Consider the following 21,496-nt stretch of genomic DNA (forward strand, 5'->3'; position numbering starts at 1 on the left):
CTAAAATTATATAGTCTATGGATTACAAACTCCTTCGCTATTATAATTTTTTATCCAATAAGTAAACAAAGAAAGAAATAAAAATATGAGCTTACCTACAGTAGCCATCGTTGGCCGTCCAAATGTCGGAAAATCAACGATATTCAACCGTATTGCAGGAGAACGCATCTCAATTGTCGAAGACATTCCAGGTGTAACTCGTGACCGTATCTATGCCACAGGAGAATGGTTAACCCGTAAATTCAATATCATTGATACAGGTGGGATTGAACTTTCAGATGAACCTTTCATGACTGAAATTCGTGCGCAAGCCGAAATTGCCATGACCGAAGCAGATGTTATCATCGCTGTTGTTGACGGAGAAACAGGTATTACAGATGCCGATGAAGCCGTTGCTAATATTCTTTATCGTACAGATAAACCAGTTATTCTTGTTGTCAATAAAGTCGATAACCCAGAACGTCGAATGGAAATCTTTGATTTCTACTCACTTGGACTTGGCGATCCTTATCCTGTTTCAGCCGTCCACGGGATTGGGACAGGGGATGTCCTTGATGCAATCGTTCAAAATCTTCCTAATGAAATTGAAGAAGAAAATGAGAATGTCATCAAGTTCAGCTTGATTGGCCGCCCAAACGTTGGGAAATCATCTCTTATTAATGCTATTCTTGGCGAAGACCGCGTAATTGCTAGTCCAATTGCAGGAACAACTCGTGATGCGATTGACACACACTTTGTCGATTCTGAAGACCAAGAATTTGTTATGATTGATACCGCCGGAATGCGTAAATCAGGAAAAATTTATGAAAATACTGAAAAATACTCAGTCATGCGTGCCATGCGTGCGATTGACCGTTCAGATATCGTTTTGATGGTGATTAACGCTGAAGAAGGTATTCGCGAATATGATATGCGTATCGCTGGATTTGCTCACGAAGCTGGTAAAGGAATTTTGATTGTTGTCAATAAATGGGATACCCTTGAAAAAGATAACGATACAATGAAAAACTTTGAATTAGAAATTCGGACAAAGTTCAAATTCCTTGATTATGCACCAATCGTTTATGTATCTGCTAAGACAGGACAACGTCTGAATAAACTCCCAGATATGATTAAAGAAATTCACCATGCACAAAACTTACGTATTTCAAGTTCTGTTTTGAATGATGTCATTATGGATGCTGTAGCGATTAATCCAACTCCGACGGACAAAGGAAAACGTTTGAAGATTTTCTATGCAACACAAGTAGCGATTAAACCACCAACTTTTGTTGTTTTTGTCAATGAAGAAGAACTCATGCACTTCTCATATCTTCGTTTCCTTGAAAATCAAATCCGTAAAGCCTTTGTTTTTGAAGGAACACCAGTTCATTTGATTGCACGTAAACGTAAATAAAAAAATTCACTGATTTTATCAGTGTTTTTTTATGCAAAATAATTGCAAAATTTCTAAATTTGAAATATACTATTAAAAAAATTAATTTAATTGAAAGAAGATTAAATGGTATATTTTAAATACGGGAAAGCCTTCCATGACCTTAGAATTCAACATGGGTTTTCGCTTTCAGCCTTTGAAGAACTGGGTATTGCAAAGTCAACCCTCTCCAATTTTGAAAATGGTAAAAGCATGCTCTCCTTTGACCGACTTGATTTTGCACTTCAAAAAATGAATGTTTCTCCATTAGACTATAGTCTAATGATTAATAATGGTGAACAAGATAGTTATATTTCCATATTTGATGAGATTGAACAAGCCTACTATCAAAGAGATATTAAACACCTCCAAGAAATTTATCAAGAAAATAGAAGTGGGAGCAAAGAACAAAAACTAGTAGCATATTCAGCTAAAGGACTTTATCAACATCTACTTTCGCAAGAAATTGATGAACTTGAAGATTATATTAAAGGAATCCAATTTTGGGGATTATTTGAACTTTCAATTCTGGCAAATATTGGAGATAAACTCAATGATACTTTAATTGATAATATATTAGAAGATTTTCTATATAATAAATCCTATTATGAGAATGTTTTATATTATCGAGTACTCATCTATCGTTTTCTCTACAAAGTAATTCTCAACTATGTTGATACAGGGAAAAAAGAAAATGCTCAAGAAATTCTTGAAATTTCTAAGCAATTTTTTATGCCTGGAGATGTGATGAGTCGCGTTATTATCAATTATGCTCAATCATTTTACTGTTATTATTATATTGATGAAAAAAAGGGGAAGAATCAATTGCAAGATACACTAAGATTTTTGAAGAAAATCGGTGCCATAGACTTTCGCAATACCTTAAAAATGCAATATGACAAGAGAATAACAAAGAAAAATCGTTCTGAATAATGAACGTTTTTTGTTTTGAAATCCTAAAAATACACATGGTTAAGCCATTTTTGTGAAAGGATTTTCAAAAAATAATTTGATTTTTAAAAAATTAAGTACAATTACAAAACCCAAAAGTGCCAATTATATCTATTTAAGAAATGTTTATGCAATGCTATAATGTGTTTGTAAACAAGAGGAAGAGAAGGAGGAAACAATGAAAAATAAAAAAATATCCTAGTAAGTTTAGTCAGTCTTTCAGTTTTAATGATTGCGACTCAGACCGTTCATGCAGATTCTGCAAATTTTTCAGTCACACCCAAAATAGGTGAAAATCAAGTTGGACAAAATCTTGGCTACTTCAATCTTCTTTTGAAACCAAAGCAAACTCAAAATGTAGAGTTTACCTTAAATAATAATTCAAATCAGACGATTAAAGTGAAAACAAGTTTTGGAACAGCCTTCACAAGTCAATCAGGAAATGTAGGTTACACCCCAGACTTAGTCAAGCCAGACCCATCATTAAAAATAAATTTAAAAGACTATGTTAAACTTCCTCAGACGCTGACAATAAAACCCAAAAGTGCAACAACTGTAACCGCCACAGTAACAATGCCTGATGAAAACATCAAAGGAGTAATTGCTGGAGGATTTAACTTTGAAGATGCTAGCACTTCAGAAAGCACTCAAAAAAGTAGTGGCGTTTCTATCACCAACCGCTATCGTTATGTGATTGGACTTGTCCTGCAAAATGATACAGCCAAAGTTGACCCAACCCTCAACCTAGGTAAAGTTGGTCCAGACCAAGTGAATGGTCGAAATGTAATTACAGCAAATCTAACGAATAGTGCCCCTGCTTATCTCATGCAGATGAACACTAGTGCGACTGTAACCAAGTTAGATGATAAATCCGTCAACTATTCATATAATAATGCAGCAATGGAAATGGCTCCAAATTCAAATTTTAATTTAACCATCCCTGTTTCAATACAAGGTGTGTTAAATGGCAAAACATTAGAACCACTTAAACCAGGTAAATACCATATAAAGATGACGGTTTATGGAAGTAAGGATACAAATGGAACACATCAAACCATGGTAAATGGCCAAGTCACAAAATATGATTATAAATGGACCTTTGATAAAGACTTTACAATCACTGGAGAAAGAGCCACAGCTTTAAATGCCAAAGATGCAACTGTAAATCAAAATTCTGGACTTGATTGGCTACTAATAATTGGTTTAATCGTGATTATTCTATTATTAATTGCTCTTATCTTTTTATTCATAAAGCGTCGGAAAAAAGAAGAACAAGAAGATAAGACTAATGAAGATGAAGATAAATCAATTTAAAAGAAAGGAGAAACTTAAGTGAAAAAGTTAATTACTGTGATTCTATTCTTATTCTTGGTTGGACATCCACCACGAGCAGATGCCCAAAGTGCAGATAAAGTAACGAGTGATACAACGATAACTTTTGTTACCAATCCAAATATTCCCAAACCTACCGTTCCTGGGGGCGAGGGAAATCTAGATACATCTCAACCAACAGGAAGTCTTCCTAAAACAGGTAAAGTTACAAATAACCTAATTCCTACAGAGACACTTCTGATTAGCTTGTCAACTTTGCTCTATTTTAAAAAAAGAGCAAGCAAAATATAATAAATTTCTTCAAGAAAGGAAGAATATCTATGGAAATCTTTCTTGGACGCTTAATGTTGAGCAAACTCAACAAATTACAAGTAGTTCACTTGGTCTCTCCTTTATGGACAGCCTGATGGCTTATAACGGAACCGTAATGACCTTGAATTCTCCGATTTTAGTCGGGTCTGATAATAATTCAAGTACAGGTAAGGTGACAGAGGTACTCAATTCTGATAGTAAGTTTTTCAAATTAACAGCCCAAAATAATTTGCAAGTTCCTAAAGCCAATTATCAAGGTGAAGTTACATGGGCATTAGCAACTGCACCTTAAGGTAGTTAATTTTCTAAGTTGACAAATCTTGTGAGAATCTATAATTTCTCACAAGATTTTTTTGATTAAGATAATGATTACTGAAAGATTACATAGAAAATGTCATATATAAACCGTTCGTAAAACGAAACGTTTTTTTTTTTTTTATTTTAATCTAAATAATACAAGGCTTTGTAAGCCTTTATTAAAAGTCATTTTATAATAATTTTTAATTTTTCAAGCTCATAAGTACTGTTACACAGTTAGAAAGATTTTGATTACATTAAATATTTTTCTTTCGTTTAACTTGATGAAATAAAATTGCAATGTTAAAATGATAGCAAGATAATCAATTGAAAATTATATTCTTAAAATCCTCTATTTTAAATGAAAATTTATTAAAGATAAAGAAAGTGAGGAATAAATAGATGTATCATTCTAAGCATCAAAATGGCTATAGAATAAGTCATAAAACACCAAAAAGAAAATTCCGAACTTGGAAATCAAAGAAAAAATGGCTCTACGGATTAACTTTAATAACTCTTACAGTTAGTTCTTTACTTCCATTGGGAAATCTAGCTTTTATTCCCAAGACTGAAAATGCACATGCAGCAACAAGCTCTTCTGGAACTTTGGTTCCAGGAAATACAAGTTATGATACAGGAGGACATACCTACTCTGGAACTGAATTTGCTAATTCTTCAAACTATGCTTTATATGGTAAAGCAGTTGTAGCAAGTAATTGGATTAATCTTGTTTCATCAACAGCTAATAGTGTTGGTTTAGGAATATTTAATGGATCAGTTTCAGCTATTTCAGCAACAACAGGTTTTACCTTGAAGTCAACAATTAAAGTTGATTCAGGAAGTTCTCTGACTGATTTCACAAAATCAGGAGATGCCATCGGGGTTATTTTAACAGGGGCATCAAAGGCACAGTTAGCAGCAAATGCTCAATCTTCTCAGGCGACAAATGATGGGCTTGGAATTAGAGGTCTGCCTAACACAGTTTTCCTCGGCCGCGATCTTTATTCTAATTTATCCAGCGTCTCAAACGGTTCGTTGACAGGAATTGACGGATCTGCAACTGTAAATGGTTGGACAGATGGTCCAGGAGTTGTAATGGCAATTCGCAATACGGATAGTAGTGGAACTTTACAAGCTGCTAATTATCCTTCACTAGGTAGTGCTGCTCCCTATAGTCCCGTGACCAACACTCAAAATGGGACAGCCTACACCTTTGCAACCGACACAAGCTATGCATTAGGTGTTGCCTCTCCTATTACCTCGTCCGTACAAGAACCTGTTACAGTCACTTGGACTCCTGATGCAACAAATACTGCAAGCACAGGTTATACTTCAGGGACTTTAACATTTAATTTGATTGCTCAAACAACAAGTAATGGCGCATTAATTGGAGCAAGTGCTGTCAATGGAGGAACGGGTGGTTATACCTTAACAACTCATACTAATCTACAAAATTCATTAACAGTTGGTTTTGTTGGCGGGACAGGGAAGAATTATGGTAATCTTTCTGTTTCTTTAAATGGAGCAACGATTACTGGCTCAAAAGGAACAGAACCTGTACCTATAAACTATCTCAATAAAGTTACAGGGCAGCCGATTCCATCTATGGCACAAAGTTCAATTACGGCAAATGTCAGTGATACGATTGGTGCAGCCTTAACTGCTCCAAGTTCAACAAACCCAGATAATAATACTTATACCTACGTTGTTCCAGCAGCTCCAACAGGTTATCAAGCTAATTCTGCAACAACAACGACAGTTCTTGCAGCAAACCCAGCATCCACAACGAATACTTCAGCCACAACTGTTTCTAACTTTATTGTAGGAACAACCAACCCTAATGCACTAAATGTGAGTTATACACCCAGTCAACAAACCGTTTCGTTCAACTGGGCGAAAGCGACGGGAACAACACTTGCAACTCTTCCAACTAATCTTGCATATGGTGCAGCAGGAACAGGTGTAACAACGGACACATCGGTTGTTACCGATAATCCTTTCACAAATACCACTTTGCTATCTAATTATGCAACAGCTCTTACAAACGCCGTACCTGCCGGATACAATATCACATCAATTAGCAATGGGGCTGCAACCTATGTAGGAACGACAACCGCTCAAACACTTGCTGCTTTCACAGCAGCTAATCCAACGGTTTCAGCGACGAGTACCAACAATAATTATACTGTGACTTTAACGGCAAATCCTGCCAATATTGCAGGGAGTTTTACTTTCGTTGATGGGACACCTGGTTTTACCAATACAGCTGGAATTGCTGGACCAACAGGAAATCTGACTTTGAATGGCACAGGGACGACAGCGACAATTACGGCAAATGTTGGAGATGTCATTACGATTGCCAGAGGAACAAGTTTATCCACTACAGCGGGTGCAAATGTGCTTACCTCTTCGGTTACCATCAACTCTACAACTATTACAAGTCCTCTTACATTTACAGCTCCATCAGGATACTATATTGTAGGTTATAGCTATGCAGGACAGATTCCTCAAGCTTTTACATCATATAGCTCTGGAGGAGCTACTTTCACCGCTACTAGCCAAAGCAATAATACGATTCAGTTTTATCTAGCCCCTTTTTCAGGAGCTCACTATAAATCTGATGGAACACTTGATTTAACTCCTTCAACAACTGCTTATACTGATAGTATTTGGAAAATGTCAAATGCAGCAGGAACAACATCGACAAATGGTGTAGTTGCGATAAATGCTGCTCAACCAAAGGTGTTATTGGAAACAACGACACCTACTGGAACAACAACTTTGGGAGTCACAAGCGGTTTGAATACCTATAAAATGTACACAGGAATCGGATTAACGACAACCGCTCCGACATCAAATACGGTGAATGCTCCGACACAATTTATTGCTTCCCAAGGACAAGCATACTCTAGCTTGCAGGGAGTCAGTGGAACCAACAAGTTTCCAACCACAAATGCGACACTTGCCATCCCTGGATATAAAATCGTAAGTGTTCGTCATAGTAATAATACGGGTGATATTAGTCAAACCACTGGAATTACAACATCAGGTTTGACAGCAACGACAAACTTTAGCTCAATGGAAGCGGCTCTTGCTGGAAATAACGCTTATTACAATTTTCCACCGAATGTCAATAATTTCACGACAAATACGACAACCAATGCCGCAATAGACCAATTTGCTGTTCTTTATCAGCCACTTCCCGCAACAGTTAATGTCAATAATTTGACCTACACAGTGGGGAATATGCCGAGTACGAATCCAAGCATTTCTGCTCTTTTGACAGCTGCTCTTAAATCAAGTTCGACCAATAGTGACGGTTCAGCTGCGGCAGCAACTAACATGACGATTTCAAATCTTACTAATGTGGGTACGGGTGCTAATCTTCAAGCTAGTCAACTGTCTAGTCAGCCTGCGGGACTCTATCAAGTGACCTATCAATATACTGACCCAATTAATGGGACACAAACAACAGCTCTTGCTTACGTTAATCTCATCAATGGAACGACAACAAATGTGCCACTTATTGGTTCTGCAAGCTTGACGAATACCCTCAATCTTGGTCTTAATGGTTCTCTTACACCAATTAGCGAAAGTGTAACGAATATCAGTTATACAGACTATGAAGGCAATAGTAAGACAGTTGATATTACAGTAAACGATATTGAACTTGATAATCAAGGAAATGTGACGATTGCTCAGGGAAAACTTCATCAAGGAATTTATACTATCAGTGTGACTTATAGTTATACTGGTGGGGGCACGGCGACTGTATCAGATACAATTAATGTTGCGGAACCTTTCAGTTTACCCTTTACAGGTGGCGAAGGAATTGCTGGGGTAGTGAGCTTAGCTGCTCTTACTGGAATGGGAGGAGTCTTTCTTAGAAAACGTAAAAAGTCAGAAGAAGAGACTCTTTTAAAAGTTGATAATTCAGTGGCATTACGAAAGACTAAGAGAAATAAATCAAAGACTTTCCAACAAAATCGGAGAACGCGACCATATCAAAAACTATTTCACACAAAAAATCGTGCTCATCTGGCACAGTTACAGCGAAAGGGGAAATCATGTTGAATAATAAAATAGGAGAAAATTCTACTTAATCAATTTTTAAAACTTGAGAACAAAGTAGGATTAGCTTTAAAAATAGTAAATTAATCAAATAAAAATGGAGAAAAACAAATGAAACTTAATTCACTTAATAAAAAAATTGCACTGGCAAGTATTAATCTTCTTGCCCTTAGTACACTTGCTGGTTTTAGTGGACTATTAAATGTTAATGCCAAAACAACAAGTGTCACCGACCAAGTATCCAATGGTGAAGTGACTATTTATGCTCAATCAGCAGCTGGGAATCAAAATCCGACGCAAAATAACGGACTTGTAGATTCCGATGGCAATCCTGTTAATGATAGTGGGATTGCTAATAATCAAACAGGAGGACAAGCAGGAAATACTGGAAGCACCAAAAATGATGGTAGCCAACAAACAACTCTTGAAGGTTCAACTCCAAGCACAATGGCAAATGTGACTTTTTCAGCAACAAAATATGTAGGGACGGGTGTTCCGACTGGTGTGACTGATCCTTCATTTACAGATACAACTTCTGTAGCTCCAGTCACTACAGATGCATCTGGTCTTGCTGATTTCACTGGTTTGACCGATCGTTATTATCTGTTTCATCAAGTGACAACAGTCAATGGGATTACAACTGTTGGAGATTTTATCGTCCAAGTCAGCCACGAAGATAGCCAAGCGGGTATTGTTAACGTTTATCCAAAACTAGATATGTCAAGTTCAGCAGGTTTAGGAACGAGTGCGACAACAAATGCGGATGATAATTTCAATGGTCAAACACCAAATCAAATTGCTAATCCAAATGCAACGGGAAATTCTGACCAAACGCTCACAAATACAGACAATAACGCTGGTAATGAAAATTTGGCTAATGGAACATGGACAAATGGGTCTGATAATCAAAATACAACAACTGCGGCAGCTGGAAATACAGTGAATTGGAATGTGAATACAGTTTTTGATTCTTCACAAACAAACAACGGAAACGGGGCTACAGGAGTCACAGGTACATATATTGTTACCGACCAATTGCCTAATAATCTGGTAAACAGCTCGACAGTAACAGCAAGTACGGTGATTGTAAATGTTACAAATGGAAGTGGAACAAAAGTGGGTACTTTGACTCCGACAACTGACTATACAATCACAAACGATGGCAATGGAAAAATCGTGGTTACTTTGACCACGGCTGGCCAACAACACGCAGCAAGTTTGCTTGGTAACGCAGATGGTGCTTTAAATATTATCATTCCATCAACGGTTAAAAGCGCCATTGGTAGTGCGACAGATTCAGCCACTACGACAATCACTAACGCTTATGGAGCAGATCTTTCAACGACGACAGCAGTTAAATCAACACTTAATGTGGGTGGTCTTGAAATGACTAAAACAGATGCTTCAACTAATGTAGCTTTGGCAGGAGCAACTTTTACTGTTGTACGTGCTGATAATAAAGAGGATGCCCAAGATTTTGTTGAAGCGAATGCAGCTTATTTTAATAACTCAGCCTCAGGTGGAACAGTAACAAATCTAACTTCAAGTAAAGCGGCTTTTGTCACTGGGGATACTTCAGGAAATGCAACTACAAGTGCAACTGCACCAGTCACATTCACTACGGGTAAAGATGGGATTGCAACCTTTAACGGCTTGAACTTGGTTGATAATAACACAGATGGCAGTAACACTACGAATTACTATCTTGTCGAAGTTGCCGCTCCAACAGGTTATCAACTTCCTAGTGTTACTACAGCAGCTACCCTGACTGGTGTCGTCACCGCAAGCACAGCACCAGCTGCTACTGATACTACAATTACCAATAATAAACCATTTGCATTACCATTTACAGGTGGACAAGGTTTAGCGGGAATCATTGCTATTGCAACTGTTTCAGGGGTGATTGCTTTTGCTATTAAACGTCGTAAAGATAACGAAGAAGAAGTTGTGAAATAAAAAACTTTATCTTTAATGGAAGTGGTAAACTAGCCAAATTGATATTGTAGATTAGGAGGGGATGATGGCGAAGAGAAAATCAAAAACCTCCCGTAAAAAGGGCTTCAGTTTCCGAAATTTACTGAGTATTATTCTTGGGATAATTGCTATTGGATTGTTGTTCTACCCGATTGTTGTTAACTATTTGGCAGGACAGCAAAATATCAAATCCGTTCAGAAATACGATGAAAATCTTTCAAATATAGGAAGTGCTAAAGTAAAGGAATTGCTTAGTCAAGCACAGCTTTATAACGCGCAACTTTACAATGAATATATCTATGATGCAAGTCAGCATATTGCTTGGAATAAGCCAATTCCTAACTATAACAATGTCTTAAAAATTGATACTACGGGAATGATGGGTTTCATCACGATTCCTCAGATTAAAGTCAATGATATTCCAATCTATCATGGAGATTCTGAAAAAATTTTGGGACTAGGGGTTGGACATGTGCCTCAATCCTCTTTGCCAATTGGAGGAATCAATAGTCATGCTGTCTTACCTGCTCATTCTGGGCGAGTGAATGATACTTTATTTACTAATCTAGATAAACTCAAAAATGGTGATATCTTTTATCTTCATGTTTTGAATCTCACTCTAAAATACAAGATTAATGATATTCGCATCGTTGCTCCCAATCAAGTTTCATCTTTGAGTATTGAAAAAGGACGAGATTTGGTGACTTTAGTCACTTGTTATCCAACAGGTATTAATAACAAAAGATTACTAGTTACTGGTGAAAGAACAGCATTATCAAAGGTTACGCCACAAGAAGATATTCAACGCAATCAGTTTGGTTATAATTTTTGGGTGATGTTTGGGTCTGCTTTCTTAATGTTTCTGGGATTAGTCTATCTTTTATGGTTACTCTTTGGGAGAAAGCGGAACTTATATCATGTTGCTGCTAGAAAAATTGAAAAACCTGTTCTTTCTGATGGACAATTGGTAGGAGATTTTGGTGAAGGTTTTTATTTAACTGATTCTAAGAAACTAGCGTTTCAGTGGTTAGATGAATTTGCTCAAAAAGAAAAGCTGAACTCAGTAGAGCTTTTCTTAAATGTTTATCGATTAAAAAGAATTAAAAAGTTGTCCCGCTGGATATTTAAAGATAAAACGGAAAACTGGCAAAATTATATTAATGAGAAACAAGGTTATGGGGATGAAAAACATGCGCTTGTCATAGGTCCTGTTTTTACTAGTGATAAGAAAATAATGCAGTATGTTTTGAAAACAGAAGAAGCATTGGGATATATAAAATATATAAAATGCTTGAATATTAATAAATTAAAGAAAGGGGGAGGGATAATTGACAAAAAGTAGCAAGTTAATGGGGCTCTTAATAGTCACTTTGCTTTTGTTTTTGGGACTTGTCAGTCAAAAAGCTTTTGCTGATAGTCGCTTAATTATTGTAAAATATGGGCTAAGCCCTGGAGCGACAGGCTTTAGTGAGAATCAGACGACAAATGATGGACTACAGATTAATAACCTCCCCTTGGATAATTTAGGAAACGAACTGTCAGTTCTTTCTGGAATTCATTATTTAGTTTATGAAATTTCACCTACTGGGGATGGTTCAGAACTTAAGGCAACAAATCCACCGCCATCAAGTTATACAGTTTTAAAAGAGGTTGCTGATTTGGCGACTGACTCGAATGGAGTAGCTAGTTTATCTGTGGCTGATGGTTATTATTTGATTGAAGAACAAACTAATCCTCAGAAAGGTTTGCTGAAAGCAGCTTTACCTTTGGTAATCAAGGCTCCAGTTTCAGGATTAAATGAGGTTTATATTTATCCTAAATCTAGTGTTGATAAGGAAAAAACCGGACCTCCAAACAAACCTGAGCCTGCTCCTAAACCAATTGAAGTTCCTAAAGCCCCTAAAAGTAAGGATGATTCATCAAAAAAAGTTTTTGGATTATTACCAAAAACTGGTGTAGCTAGTTCTCTTTTATTAACTTCTTATGGTTTTGTTTTATTTCTGATTATTATCTGCTTAAAAAAACGCAGAAAAAAAGAAGAAGAAGTTAAATAAAATGATTAAATTTAGCTAAATAAAAAAGGTTGGACAATAAGTGTTCAACCTTTTTTATTTATATAGGAGTTTTTTAATAGCCAAGAATGATTTTGGCAATGATTGGAGCAAATATCACATACATAATACCAGTCACTCCGATACTAAGAGCTGCCATTGCACCTTGGGTTTTTCCAAGTTCAATCGCTGTTCCGGTTCCGACAGCATGTCCAGTTCCTCCGAGGGCAATCCCTTGAGCAACTGGGTCAGTAATTCTAAAGAGTTTTAAAAGAGGGCCACCTAGCACGCTTGTAAGGATTCCTGTAGCAACAACGACAACAACGGTAATTTGTTCAACACCATGCATTTTATCTGAAATTCCCATAGCCATTGCAGTGGTTACTGATTTAGGGAAAATTGAAAGAGAAGCGAGTTTACTAAGGCTGAAAAACTTAGCACAAAGGGCGGTAAAAATACAGTTGACTAGAGCCGCAATAGCAATTGAGGTAACAATTGAGCGCGCGTGATGTTTCATCAAGTGGAAAGTTTTATAGAGTGGAATGCCAAGAGCAACGGTACTAGGTCCAATAAGGTCATTGATAATTGAACCCCCGATATAATAGTTTTTATAAGGGATATGAGCTAGTGAGAGAATTAGGATTATTACGACAGTCGCAAAAAGAAGTGGGTTTGTCCAAGGTTTACGAAAGTTTTCATTAATTCGTACTCCAATCATAAAGACAAGAACGGTAAGGACAAAGCCAAAGAGAGGGTCGGTAGTGATAATATTCATGATTTTATATGCTCCAAATTATTGGTCTTCAGTGGAAGAAGTGACGGTAGTATCTGGTTTTAAAGCGACATAATCGCCTTCAAATTTAACTTTAATCCATTCAACTAATTTTCCTAAGATGAGCATATTTATAATGAGTGCTCCAACAACAATCAAGAGGATTTGTGCCCAAAAGTGGCTAATCAAATTCCATTTGGCCATAATTCCAACACCGGCTGGCAAAAATAAAATGGTCATATTATTGATAAGAAAGCTTCCGGCTTCATCAACATGACGAAATTCAAGAATTTTGAATTGTAATGTGAGGAAAAGTAGTATCATTCCTAGAATAGAGCCTGGAACTGGTAAACGAAAGACGTTTGAAATGACATTTCCAATAAAAGAAAAGCCAAAAATGATTAATAATTGCAGGTAAATTTTCATATTTGTTAACTCCCTAAGTTAATAACGGATAATTTTTACAACAATTTTTATTGTACTCTTCGAGATAGGCTTTTTCAAGGATAAACTGGCTTTAGACTAATGAAAATGGCTTAATAAAAAATTTAAAATGTGTGCTTGACTTTTACTTGAAACGTGTTATAATAAATATAAATAAACTATTAGAAAGGAGCGTTCGTAAGGGCGCTCCTTCTCTTGTGTTTTTAAAATAGAAGTTGACTTTAACTTTGTATTTTATGAAAGGAGAATTGCCTATGAATGATGTTGTTAAAATTGTAGAAGATTTCATTAGACCTCATATTCCTCAACCTTTTGAACTGTTTGCAGTTGAATGGGAAAAATTTGGTGGAGATATGATGCTTTCAATTCTGGTGGATAAAGAAGGCGGAATCGAAATTGATGAGACGGCTGAGTTGAGTGAAATCATTTCACCTTTGCTTGATACCATTAGTCCAGACCCGTTTCCAACAGAAGGTTATCTACTAGAGGTTGCAAGTCCAGGAGCTGAACGTCCTTTGCGTAAAGATGAGCATTTTGCGGGTGCAGTTGGTGAGTATATTTTCGTTAAACTTTATCAAAAAATCAATAATGAAAAAGAAATTACTGGTGATTTGGTAAGCTTTGATGGAGAAACTTTAGTGGTAGATGTCTTGGATAAGACCCGTCATAAAAATATTGAAATTCCTTTATCTGCTGTTGCAAAAGCACAAACGATGGTTAAATTTTAAAGATATGACAGGATTTATTGATTTTTCTAAAGAGAGTCAATAATTAGAAGCTGAGTTCGATTTCCTTGAGTTAGGCGAAAATGTAAAACTTCCTTGATTCAAGGTAGTCGAACTTAGCTTATATTAAAAATGAAATTTTCTTATAAAAAGAAAGAGAGAAAAAAATGAGCAAAGAAATGCTGAACGCCTTTGCAATGTTAGAAGAGCAAAAAGGAATCAAATCTGAGATTGTTATTGAAGCAATTGAGCAAGCTATCACAGCAGCTTACAAGCGTCAATATGGTCAAGCACAAAATGTTAAAGTTATCTTTGATGAAAAGAAAGGAAACTTCAATGTTTATTCGACTCGTGAAGTCGTGGATGAAGTTTTCGATAGTCGTCTTGAAATTTCACTTGAGGATGCGCATGAATTAAATCCTCACTATGAAATTGGCGACAAAATTATGTTTGAAGAAAAACCAAAAGATTTTGCTCGTACTGCTGCTGGAGCTGCTAAACAAGTTATCATGCAAAAAATGCGTGAAGAAGAACGCACAATTATTTATAACGAATATAGCCGTTACAAAGATGAAATCATCCAAGGAACTGTTGAAAAAGTTGATGCTCGTGCCGTTTATGTAAATCTTGGCCGTGTTGATGCTCTTTTGACTAAGAAAGACCAAATTCCACAGGAAAACTTCCATGTGGGAGACCGTGTAAAAGTTTATGTTACTGATGTTGTCTTGACTCCAAAAGGAACTCGTGTCTTCATTTCACGTACTGCGCCTGATATGCTTAAACGTATGTTTGAAAAAGAAATTCCTGAAGTTTTTGATGGAACTGTTGAAATCAAATCAATTGCTCGTGATGCTGGAGACCGTGCTAAAGTCATCGTTCAAAGTCATGATGAAAATGTTGATGCAATTGGTACAATGGTTGGGGCTAAAGGTTCACGTATCCAAGGAATCATTCGCGAACTTGCGGGTGAAAAAATGGATATCATTGAATGGTCAGAAGATAAAGCAACACTTGTTGCTAATGCTTTAAAACCTGCTCGTATTGAACAAGTTTTGATTACTGCTGATGGTTCAAGTTTAGCAGTTGTTGCGCGCGACCAATTGTCACTTGCCATTGGTAAACGTGGTCAAAATGTTCGTCTTGCTGCACACGTTACAAACAGTAAAATTGATATTAAAGCGGCTGATGAATTCAATATGGATGATTATGAATTCGTGGGTGAAGATGGGGAAGAAATTCCAACAACTGAAGTTGACGAAACTTTTGTAGTTGAAGAAGTTGTTGAAACACCTGAAGTTAGCGAAAGTGAAGAATAAATTTTAAAAGCTTGAAAATTTACTGACAGAAAATAAAAGATTAGGAAAAGCACAAAGGTGCTGATAATTTCTTTTTTATAGGTCTGTCATTAAAATGGCTGATATTCTAGTGGTCAAAAAATTGGCTGTCAGTCATTTTTTCAACAGAAATTTTGAGGATTTTCGATGAAACAGAAAAAAACTCCAATGAGAAAATCTTTAGTCTCGAATGAACAATTTCCCAAAAAGGATTTGTTACGGATTGCTTATAATAAAGAGGGAGAAATTTCAATTGACCCTTCTGGTAAAGCACATGGACGCGGAGCTTATATTGCTATTTTGAATAAAGAAGCAAGAGAAGCTAAGAAAAAACGTGTTTTTGACCGAGCTTTTCAAACTAAAATTGCTGATGAGTTCTATGATGAGTTAATCACTTATGTTGAACACCTTGTTGCTCGACGAGAACTTGAATCTGCAACCTATTCCGCTGATTTAGCGCCGGACTACGACTAAAGATGGATAAAAAACAACAAATTTCAAATTTACTAGGGATTGCAAAACGAGCTGGAAAAATTATTAGTGGTGAAGAATTGGTGATTAAATCAATTCAAAGCAGTAAAGCTACATTAGTTTTTCTTGCCAATGATGCCGCAGAAAATTTGAGTAAAAGAATTACTGATAAATCAAATTATTATGAGATTGCTGTCTCAACACTCTTTACAGAAATAGAATTATCGCACGCCATAGGACAAAATCGCAAGGTTATTGCACTTGTGGACGATGGATTTGCAAAGAAAATGGAGAGCCTCATGAACAATTGATGATATAAGGAGGACAAAGATTGTCTGATAAAAAACGTATAAACCAAATTGCTAAGGAAACTGGATTAACAAATGCTGAACTTGTTTCGGCAGCACAAACTCTCGGTTTTGAAGTGAAATCACATTCAAGTTCTGTAACAGCAGAACAAGCAGAAAAAATCATTCAAAGTGCAAAAACAGGCACTGACCAAACTGCTAAAGTTGCTGAAAAACCTGTTAAAAAAAGTCAACCAAAAGCTGCTGAGTCAGCAAAGAAAAACAAGGAAGACCATCCACGCACATTTGCTGGAAAAGCAGTTGTTGAGGACCCAGCAATTTTAGCAAGAATTAAAGCTAAAGAAGAAGCTGAAAAAGCAGCAAAAGTAGAAGTTGCATCAACTGAACATCCTGTGGTTACAGAAAAACCTAAAGCTAGTGAACCAGTTAAAAAAGCTGAACCAAAAGTTGAAGCTAAATCTGAGCCAAAAGTTGAAAAAGTAGAAACAAAAGATAACACAGCAACGTCAAAAGCTGAAGTAAAACCAGAAAATGTTGCTGATAAAAAAGAACCAGTTGTTACTGAAGAAAAGAAAAAATCATTGACTCAAAAACCAAGAATTCAAATCAAAGTTATTAAACGTGCCGAAGATATCAAAAAAGAACAAGCGGCAGCTCGTCCTGAAAAGAAAAAATTCGACAAAAATCGTAATGACCGAAATAATCGTAATGATAATCGCCGTCCTAACCAAAATGGGAATGGTCAAGGTGGAAACCATTATGATAAGAACCGTTCATCTGGTCAAGGACAAAATCAAGGTCAAAAACGTGACAAATTCGCTTCATCAGGTAGCGCACCAGCAACAGATTCATTTGCACCAGCTACTTCTGGTAAAACAAACCGTCGTGACCGTGACCGTAAAAAATCTGATAATAACCGCGATAATACAAAAGATGGTAACCGTAAAGGTGGTCCACTTCGCGTAAATGATAATCGTAATCAAGTTCGTAATGCGCGTAACTCAAACTGGAATCAAAAAGGTGGTCGTGGTCGTCACCAAAACAACCAATCTTCAAGTGTTCCAGCAACTCAACGTAAATTCCATGAATTACCAGAAAGTCTTGAATATGAAGTAGGAATGAATGTTCAAGATATTGCTAAATCAATCAAACGCGAACCAGCTGAAATTATCAAAAAACTCTTCATGATGGGAACAATGGTCAATCAAAACCAATCACTTGATGAAGATACAATTGAGTTGATTCTCATGGATTATGGTGTAACACCAGTCAAAAAAGTTGAAGAAGACAAATCAGATATTGAACGTTTGTTTGTTGAAGATGGATATCTTAAAGAAGAAAACATGGTTGAACGTCCAGCCGTTGTAACAATTATGGGACACGTTGACCATGGTAAAACAACCTTGCTTGACCGTTTCCGCGAATCTCGTGTGACTGAGGGAGAAGCAGGTGGTATCACTCAACATATTGGTGCTTACCAAATCAAAGCGAATGGTAAGAAAATTACTTTCCTTGATACACCAGGTCACGAAGCCTTCACTTCTATGCGTGCTCGTGGTGCTTCTGTCACAGATATTACAATCCTTGTAGTTGCTGCTGATGATGGCGTAATGCCACAAACAATTGAAGCAATCAACCACTCTAAAGCTGCTGGGGTGCCAATTATTGTTGCAATCAACAAAATTGATAAACCAGGTGCAAATCCACAACGTGTAACACAAGAACTTACTGAACATGGTGTATTCCCAGTCGCTTGGGATCCAGAAAATGGTTCAGAATTCGTTGAAATTTCGGCTAAATTTAACCAAAATCTTGATGAATTGTTAGATACAGTTCTTCTTGTGGCAGAAGTGCAAGAACTTAAGGCTGACCCAACTGTTCGTGCCATTGGTACTGTTGTTGAAGCACGTCTTGACCAAGGTAAAGGGGCAATTGCAACTCTCTTGGTACAACAAGGAACACTTCATGTTCAAGATCCAATTGTTGTCGGAAACACATATGGTCGTGTTCGTACAATGACAAATGACCTCGGACGTCGGATTAAAGAAGCTGGTCCGTCAACTCCAATTGAATTAACTGGTCTTTCTGACGTACCACGAGCTGGTGATCACTTCGCAGTATTTGAAGATGAAAAAGCAGCTCGTGCGGCTGGGGAAGAACGTGCTAAACGTGCTCAATTGATCAAACGTCAAAATACACGCCGTGTTAACTTGGACAATCTCTTTGATACTCTTAAAGAAGGTCAAACTAAATCTGTTAACATTATCATCAAAGCGGATGTTCAAGGTTCTGCAGAAGCGCTTGCTGCTTCACTTCAAAAAATTGAAGTTGAAGGTGTGAAAGTAGATATCGTCCATTCAGCTGTTGGGGCAATTTCAGAGTCTGATATTTCACTTGCAGCAGCATCAAATGCGATTATCATTGGTTTCAATGTTCGTCCAACTGGTCTTGCACGTGAACAAGCGGCTCAAGAAGAAGTTGATATTCGTTTGCACAGCATTATTTATAAAGTAATTGAAGAAGTTGAAACAGCAATGCGTGGAATGCTTGATCCTGAGTTCAAAGAAGAAATCATTGGTGAAGCAATTGTTCGCGAAACATTCAACGTTTCTAAAGTTGGTACAATTGCCGGATTTATGGTTATTCGTGGTAAAGTTGCCCGTGATGCTTCTGTCCGTGTCATTCGTGAAGGTGTCGTGATTCATGATGGAGCTATTGCCAGTCTTAAACATTTCAAAGATGACGTTAAAGAAGTCGGAAATGCTCAAGAAGGTGGTTTGATGGTTGAAGACTTCAACGATGTTGAAATTGATGATACATTTGAAGTTTACAAAATGGTTGAAATCGAACGTAAATAATAAGAGGTGAGCTCGACTGTCCAGAAGTTATGATAATTGCTACTTCGACTAACTGGTTTAGCAGTTTAGCGAGAATGGACAGCGTAGATAGAAAATGTGGTTCTACGCGTAGTGTAGGTTCTATTTTGTCTATTTTCACAGACTTCTAAGAAGGTGAACTCAATTAAATAAAAGGTGAGGGCGACTGGTTAAAAATGATGAATTTTATTTAAGTTTATTGTTTCTGGGAGCTTTTACTCATTTTAAATGTGGGAGTGGAAAAGTGATTTAAAAATCATTTATCTACATTTTAAACGAAAAAATAGGAGGAGAAAATGGGAAATTCTTTTCGTAGCGACCGTGTCGCTGTAGAAATTCAACGCGAAATCAATGATATTTTACGAAATAAAGTACGTGATCCACGTGTTCAAGATGTAAATATCACTGATGTTCAATTGACTGGTGATTTGAGTCAAGCGACTGTTTATTATAGTCTCTTGTCAAATCTTGCCTCTGATAATGAAAAAGCCGCAACTGCTTTGAAAAAAGCAACCGGACTATTCAAAAGTGAATTGGCAAAACGCATGACCATTTTCAAAATTCCAGATTTAACTTTTGCAAAAGATGAATCTGTTGAATATGGTTCAAAAATTGATGAGCTTCTTCGTGGGCTTAACAATAAATCAGAATATTAATTAAAAAAGTTACTGACAAAAAAATTGAGTGTATTCTTTAGGTTGAATACATTCTGACAGTTCTGTCAGTAACTTTTTTTGTCATAAAAATACTGACAGAATTGTTCTAGATAAATTTTGTGATATAATAGACATTGTGAAATGAAAGCGAATAAAATCTGCTCATTTGGAGGAAATTATGAAAGAACCATTGTTTTTGAACTCAGTTTTGCAAGAAAAAATCTGGGGCGGCGACCATTTGAAAGAGTTTGGCTATGATTTGCCATCAGACAAAGTTGGTGAATATTGGGCTATTTCTGCTCATCCACATGGTGTGTCAACAATTGCTAATGGCGAATTTAAAGGTCAAAAACTTGACCAATTATACGCAAGTCACCGCGAATTGTTTGGTGATAGTAAAAAAGAAGTTTTTCCCTTACTAACTAAAATTTTAGATGCCAATGACTGGCTTTCTGTGCAAGTTCATCCAGATGATGAATATGGACAAAAACATGAAGGTGAACTTGGAAAAACTGAATGTTGGTACATTATTTCAGCTGAACCAGGCGCTGAGATTATCTATGGACATAATGCTAAATCACGTGAAGAATTAGCAGAAATGATTAAATCTGGTGATTGGGATCATTTGTTACGTAAGGTAAAAGTGAAAACAGGAGATTTCTTCCATGTTCCGTCAGGAACAATGCACGCAATTGGTGCTGGAATTGTTATTCTTGAAACACAACAATCTTCTGATACAACTTACCGTGTTTATGATTTTGACCGTAAAGATGACCAAGGAAATCTACGTGAATTACATATTCAACAATCAATTGATGTATTGAATATTCCGGGCGACAAAGTTCCTGAAAATCAAGTTAAAACTGAAAAATTTGCTGATGCAGAAATTACAACTCTTGTGAAATCAGATTTCTTTGATGTTTATAAATGGCAAATTCATGGTGACCATGAATTTACCAAAGTTGCAGATTACACTTTAGTTTCTGTACTTGATGGTCAAGGAAAATTAATAGTTGATGGGTATGAATATCCAGTTGAAAAAGGAGCTCATTTCATCTTACCAAGCAACATTGAAAAATGGAATTTGTCTGGTCAATTAGAAATTATTGCCAGCAATCCTGCCTAATGAATTCAAAAGTTACTGATGAAAACTTTAAATTTTCTGTCAGTAACTTTTTTTGTTGAAATTATTTCTGTCAGTAGTTTGGGAAGGCAAATTTTGCTGACAGAAACTAATATTTTTTATAAAAATTGAGCAATGATGACGTTTTCTAAAAATTATTACTTGCAAATCATTCTAAAAAATAATATAATTTGATACAGAAAACCATTTGCAATATAAAAACAAATTGAGTTCATCTTGCGAGAAAGAAAAAATAGAATAATAAATCAGGGGGTAAGTTGATGATGTTTTTTTGCATCAGTTTATCCCCTATCTAAATGTAATAATAAAATTTCATAAGGGATTTTATTGATTTCGATTTCTTTTTTTTCGTAATGTCTAAAGT

The 21,496-nt window shown here is 36.4% G+C and carries 18 protein-coding genes; 16 read left to right on the plus strand and 2 right to left on the minus strand.

All coding sequences use genetic code 11. From position 1 onward, the window contains the following. Positions 1 to 85 precede the first annotated feature (85 nt). The 9 genes from der to MKX45_RS05180 all read left to right on the plus strand — a co-directional run bounded on the left by der (position 86) and on the right by MKX45_RS05180 (position 12,405). Positions 86 to 1,396, plus strand: coding sequence for a ribosome biogenesis GTPase Der (gene der, locus MKX45_RS05140; protein ID WP_003132476.1), 1,311 nt, complete (start codon positions 86 to 88; stop codon positions 1,394 to 1,396). Positions 1,397 to 1,501: 105 nt separating this feature from the next. Then, positions 1,502 to 2,347, plus strand: a complete 846-nt coding sequence (locus tag MKX45_RS05145) for an Rgg/GadR/MutR family transcriptional regulator (protein WP_015426076.1) — start codon at positions 1,502 to 1,504, stop codon at positions 2,345 to 2,347. A gap of 246 nt (positions 2,348 to 2,593) precedes the next feature. After that, positions 2,594 to 3,679, plus strand: coding sequence for a DUF916 and DUF3324 domain-containing protein (locus MKX45_RS05150; RefSeq protein WP_340816876.1), 1,086 nt, complete (start codon positions 2,594 to 2,596; stop codon positions 3,677 to 3,679). 18 nt (positions 3,680 to 3,697) lie between these two features. Next, on the plus strand, positions 3,698 to 3,988 hold the full coding sequence (locus MKX45_RS05155) for an LPXTG cell wall anchor domain-containing protein (RefSeq protein WP_057720674.1): 291 nt from the start codon (positions 3,698 to 3,700) through the stop codon (positions 3,986 to 3,988). A 115-nt stretch (positions 3,989 to 4,103) separates the two neighbouring features. Next, complete coding sequence (locus tag MKX45_RS05160; RefSeq protein WP_057720673.1) at positions 4,104 to 4,301, plus strand: hypothetical protein; 198 nt, start codon at positions 4,104 to 4,106, stop codon at positions 4,299 to 4,301. Between the two features lie 407 nt (positions 4,302 to 4,708). Next, the gene (locus MKX45_RS05165; protein ID WP_340816877.1) at positions 4,709 to 8,380 is read left to right on the plus strand and encodes a beta strand repeat-containing protein; all 3,672 of its coding nucleotides are present in this window, start codon (positions 4,709 to 4,711) and stop codon (positions 8,378 to 8,380) included. Between the two features lie 108 nt (positions 8,381 to 8,488). Further along, complete coding sequence (locus MKX45_RS05170) at positions 8,489 to 10,333, plus strand: SpaH/EbpB family LPXTG-anchored major pilin (RefSeq protein ID WP_340816878.1); 1,845 nt, start codon at positions 8,489 to 8,491, stop codon at positions 10,331 to 10,333. Between the two features lie 64 nt (positions 10,334 to 10,397). After that, entirely contained in the window at positions 10,398 to 11,693 is a 1,296-nt protein-coding gene (locus MKX45_RS05175; protein WP_227149801.1) for a class C sortase, read from the plus strand. Further along, entirely contained in the window at positions 11,680 to 12,405 is a 726-nt protein-coding gene (locus tag MKX45_RS05180) for a pilin N-terminal domain-containing protein (protein ID WP_128267706.1), read from the plus strand. Before MKX45_RS05175 ends, MKX45_RS05180 begins: the two co-directional genes overlap by 14 nt. A 73-nt stretch (positions 12,406 to 12,478) precedes the next feature. Here the strand turns inward: MKX45_RS05180 and MKX45_RS05185 are convergent, their stop codons facing one another. Together MKX45_RS05185 and MKX45_RS05190 are read right to left on the minus strand one after the other, a co-directional pair. Next, positions 12,479 to 13,177, minus strand: coding sequence for an LrgB family protein (locus MKX45_RS05185; RefSeq protein WP_057720467.1), 699 nt, complete (start codon positions 13,175 to 13,177; stop codon positions 12,479 to 12,481). An 18-nt stretch (positions 13,178 to 13,195) separates the two neighbouring features. Further along, positions 13,196 to 13,600 carry a CidA/LrgA family protein gene (locus tag MKX45_RS05190; RefSeq protein ID WP_340816879.1) on the minus strand — a complete coding sequence of 135 codons (405 nt, stop codon included), beginning with the start codon at positions 13,598 to 13,600 and terminating at the stop codon, positions 13,196 to 13,198. A gap of 272 nt (positions 13,601 to 13,872) precedes the next feature. Between MKX45_RS05190 and rimP the strand changes: the two genes are divergently transcribed. From rimP to manA, 7 genes are all read left to right on the plus strand, one after another. After that, the gene (gene rimP / locus MKX45_RS05195) at positions 13,873 to 14,346 is read left to right on the plus strand and encodes a ribosome maturation factor RimP (protein WP_057720466.1); all 474 of its coding nucleotides are present in this window, start codon (positions 13,873 to 13,875) and stop codon (positions 14,344 to 14,346) included. A 164-nt stretch (positions 14,347 to 14,510) separates the two neighbouring features. After that, positions 14,511 to 15,659, plus strand: coding sequence for a transcription termination factor NusA (gene nusA, locus MKX45_RS05200; RefSeq protein ID WP_139008607.1), 1,149 nt, complete (start codon positions 14,511 to 14,513; stop codon positions 15,657 to 15,659). Between the two features lie 165 nt (positions 15,660 to 15,824). Further along, a complete protein-coding gene (gene rnpM / locus MKX45_RS05205) occupies positions 15,825 to 16,151 on the plus strand; it encodes an RNase P modulator RnpM (protein ID WP_003132489.1) in 327 nt (108 codons plus the stop codon). 2 nt (positions 16,152 to 16,153) lie between these two features. Continuing rightward, the gene (locus MKX45_RS05210) at positions 16,154 to 16,459 is read left to right on the plus strand and encodes a YlxQ-related RNA-binding protein (RefSeq protein WP_057720464.1); all 306 of its coding nucleotides are present in this window, start codon (positions 16,154 to 16,156) and stop codon (positions 16,457 to 16,459) included. Between the two features lie 20 nt (positions 16,460 to 16,479). Continuing rightward, positions 16,480 to 19,314 carry a translation initiation factor IF-2 gene (gene infB, locus MKX45_RS05215; protein ID WP_340816880.1) on the plus strand — a complete coding sequence of 945 codons (2,835 nt, stop codon included), beginning with the start codon at positions 16,480 to 16,482 and terminating at the stop codon, positions 19,312 to 19,314. A gap of 314 nt (positions 19,315 to 19,628) precedes the next feature. Then, on the plus strand, positions 19,629 to 19,988 hold the full coding sequence (gene rbfA / locus MKX45_RS05220; protein WP_003132494.1) for a 30S ribosome-binding factor RbfA: 360 nt from the start codon (positions 19,629 to 19,631) through the stop codon (positions 19,986 to 19,988). A gap of 178 nt (positions 19,989 to 20,166) precedes the next feature. Next, the gene (gene manA, locus MKX45_RS05225) at positions 20,167 to 21,114 is read left to right on the plus strand and encodes a mannose-6-phosphate isomerase, class I (RefSeq protein WP_340816881.1); all 948 of its coding nucleotides are present in this window, start codon (positions 20,167 to 20,169) and stop codon (positions 21,112 to 21,114) included. The last annotated feature ends 382 nt before the right edge of the window (positions 21,115 to 21,496 follow it).

The sequence above is a fragment of the Lactococcus sp. FSL W8-0209 genome (assembly GCF_038006585.1).
In the GTDB taxonomy this organism is placed as follows: domain Bacteria; phylum Bacillota; class Bacilli; order Lactobacillales; family Streptococcaceae; genus Lactococcus; species Lactococcus lactis.